The organism is Desulfocurvus sp. (assembly GCF_023230885.1).
Classification (GTDB): Bacteria; Desulfobacterota; Desulfovibrionia; order Desulfovibrionales; family Desulfovibrionaceae; genus Desulfocurvus.
Genome location: NZ_JALNWM010000275.1, coordinates 1 through 3,232, shown reverse-complemented (window position 1 = coordinate 3,232; position 3,232 = coordinate 1). Strand labels below are relative to the sequence as shown.

Below are 3,232 nucleotides of genomic sequence, written 5' to 3'. Positions count from 1 at the left end.
GGGGCGGGAGGGGGGGGGGGGGGGGGGGGGGGGGCGGGGGGGGGGGGGGGGGGGTGCGCGCGGGGGGGGGGGGGGGGGGGGGGGGGCGGGGGGGGGGGGGGAGGGGGGAGCGCGGCGCGGCGGGGCGAGGAGGGGGGATACGCTGCATGATGGCCATTTTCAAAATAATCCGCAGGTCGGAGGAGCCAGGCCGGGGCTTCCCCGTCGTCCCACCGTCCCGGGATCCTCCGCCGCAGCCCCCACAGGGCCCCGCTGCTCCCCGGAGCTGCAATCAATCCTTGACAACGCCCCGGCCCCGTCATAGGTACTCATCCCTCAAGCGGGCAATTAGCTCAGGTGGATAGAGCGTTGGCCTCCGGAGCCAAAGGCCACAGGTTCGAGTCCTGTATTGCCCGCCAAGTATTTCAGCGGTTTACGGCATAACCAGCCGTAGACCGCTGTTTCTTTTGCTAGCCTATTGCGAGCCAAAGTCGCAGGTTGGCATCCCTTCACCCTCGCGCTTTTCCTCCTGCCCTCTTCTCCCTGCGACCCGTTCCCGGCGCCGCTCCCCCCGCTCCCCCCTGACTGGTGGGCTGGCCAGATGGTCCTGTTTGCGGCCTCGGGGCGTGGCGGGGGCGCGGGTCCTTCCCGGGCGCCGCCCTGTGCGGGTGCGCGACCTCTCACGGTTTTCGCGTGGGGGGTGGAAAAGATTGTGCGGAAAAATGGAAAATGTCGTGGCGCTGCACCTGTTTGGTGCTTGTATTCCGGGATTCGTGACACGCCCGGAGGTGGCGCATGGGCGCTGACCGCGAGCACGGCACCGGGCCGCAGGCCGTGGCCAACGCCGCCGGAATGCAGGGCGCGGGCGACCTCGGGCCCAAGGGCGTGAGCGACCTCGGATTCCAGGGCGTGGATGGGGGCAGGGTGCAGGCCGCGGACACGACCTGGCCCCAGGGCGCCGGCGAGGCCAGGGCGCAGGGCGCGGATGGCGCCGGGGCGCCTGGCGCTGCCGGGGCGGAGCTGGAGGAGATGCGCCGCCGGGTGCGGGCCCGCAGGGACGAGGAGGAGGCCGCAGCCGGAGGGCCCGGGGACGCCGGGGCCGGGGCGCGGGAGATTCCCCCGGACTTCGTCATGCAGTGCGTGCGCGCCGAGGACCTGGGCCTGGGGATGCTCTACGCCGAGATCCACCGCGGGCGCTTCCTGTTCGTGAAGCAGAGCCGGGAGTGGTTGCAGTGGAGCGGGCACCACTGGGCCCTGGACGGGCTGGACGTGCCCCAGGCCGAGGTCGAGGCCGTGGCCGACCGGCTGCTGGAGGAGCATTCGCGCCTGGGCAGGCGGGCCACCGAGGCGGCCCAGGCCGGGGACAAGGACCTGGCCAAGCTCTGCGCCGCGCAGCAGCAGATGATCCTGGCGCGGGTCAAGCGGCTGCGCAAGGAGGGCGGGCCCGACGCCTGCCTGCGCTTCGCGCACACCAACCGCGCGCCCCTGGCCATCACCGGCGACGAGCTGGACGCCCAGGAGTGGCTGCTCGCCTGCGCCAACGGAGTGTTGGACCTGCGCACTGGCCGGTTCAGGGGGGGGAGGCCCGAGGACTACCTGCTCAAGGCCTCGCCCGTGGAGTGGCGCGGCATCGACGCCCCGGCCCCGCGTTGGGAACGCTTCCTGTCCGAGATCATGTCCGGCGACGGGGAGATGGTCGCCTACCTCGGGCGGGTGTTCGGCGCGGCCATGCGCGGCGGCAGCAAGGAGCACGTCCTGCCCGTGCTGCACGGCAAAGGGCGCAACGGCAAGTCGCTGCTGGTGGATACCGTCTCCGAGGTGCTCGGCCCGCTGGCCGGGCCCATCCCGGCGGAGATGCTGCTGGACCAGAACAACGTGCGCAACGCCGACGCGCCGTCGCCGTCCATCATGGCCCTGCGCGGGATGCGTGCGGCCTTCGCCTCGGAGACGGACGAGGGCCGCCGGTTCAGCGCCGCGCGCTGCAAGTGGCTCTCGGGCGGCGACAGGCTCACCGGGCGCTGGCCCAACGACAAGCGGCCTGTGACCTTCGCGCCGACGCATATCCTCTTCCTGCTGACCAACCACAAGCCCCACGCCCCGGCGGACGACTTCGCCTTCTGGGAGCGCCTGCACCTCATCCCCTTCGAGCGGTCCTTCGTGGACCGCGAGCCCCAGGACGCGGGCGAGATGCGCCGCGACGACGGCCTGGGCGCGGCCCTGCGCGCGGAGGCCTCCGGCATCCTCGCCTGGCTGGTGCGCGGCTGCCTGGACTGGCAGGCCCAGGGCCTGGCCCCGCCGCCCAAGGTGCTGGCCGCCACCCAGGACTACCGGCGCGACGAGGATCTGCTGGCGCTGTTCGTGGAGGACTGCTGCGAGGTGGTGCCCTGCGACCTGGCCGACCCGGCGGCGCGCACCAACGCCACGGAGCTCTACGACGCCTTCGTGCGCTGGTTCGCGCGCAACATCAGCCGCAAGAAGCAGTTTCCCCAGCGCAAGTTCGGGGCCCTGGCCCAGAAGAAGTTCGAGAAGGCCAAGGTCGGCGGCAAGAACTGGTACTACGGCGTGCGCCTGAACGCCGAAACCCGGGAGGAGCTGGGCGACGACCGGCTCTTCTAGGACCATGGACCATCGGCAGGACCGCAAGCGGCGTCACGCTCCTGCCCGCAACGCCCCGGAAGGCGGGCGGATTTCGTGACGCCAGGAGCATAGGACGAACCATGTGCAAAGTGGCTTCCACGGCGCTTCGGCAGTGTCGGGCCGTTTTCGGCCCTGCTTCCTCCAATCATCCTCTTGATCTTCAAAAAGTCTTTGGAAAGAGGATGTTGAAGCAAGGAGCAAAGGCAGGAGCAGGGCAGGAGCATGGGAGCTGGCCGCCTTTTCTCCCTGGGGGGAGGGGGGCGGCGCCCGTGAACGTGCTGGACCTGCTGCGCGAGGACGGCATCACGGCCCGCAAGGCGGCGGGCACCAAGGGCGGGGAATGGCACGGCCCCTGCCCGGGCTGCGGCGGCACGGACCGCTTCCATTGCTGGCCGGAGCAGAACGGCGGCGAGGGAAGCTGGTGGTGCCGGGGCTGCGGGGCGGGCGGCGACGCCATCCGCTACCTGATGGACTTCCGAGGCCTGGATTTCCGCGCCGCCGCCGCGCACCTGGGGCGGACCCTCGAGGCGCGCCCGCCGCGCCCGCTGCTGCCGCCCCGGCGCAGGGCCGCCCCGGCCAGCCGGGCGCCCGGGCAGGCCCGCGAGCCCGGGGACCG

The 3,232-nt window shown here is 72.0% G+C and carries 2 protein-coding genes and 1 tRNA gene; all 3 read left to right on the top strand.

Features of this window, described 5'->3' with window-relative positions; all coding sequences use genetic code 11:
• Positions 1-321: 321 nt before the first annotated feature.
• Positions 322-398, top strand: a tRNA-Arg gene (locus M0P34_RS14565).
• Between the two features lie 376 nt (positions 399-774).
• Entirely contained in the window at positions 775-2,595 is a 1,821-nt protein-coding gene (locus tag M0P34_RS14560; RefSeq protein WP_291500410.1) for a phage/plasmid primase, P4 family, read from the top strand.
• Positions 2,596-2,885: 290 nt separating this feature from the next.
• On the top strand, positions 2,886-3,232 hold a 347-nt coding region (locus M0P34_RS14555; protein ID WP_291500408.1), incomplete at its 3' end, for a primase-helicase zinc-binding domain-containing protein.

Excerpts from the sequence above, each read along its gene's own strand:
- M0P34_RS14560 (WP_291500410.1), top strand. The coding sequence starts at position 775 with ATGGGCGCTGACCGCGAGCACGGCACCGGGCCGCAGGCCGTGGCCAAC.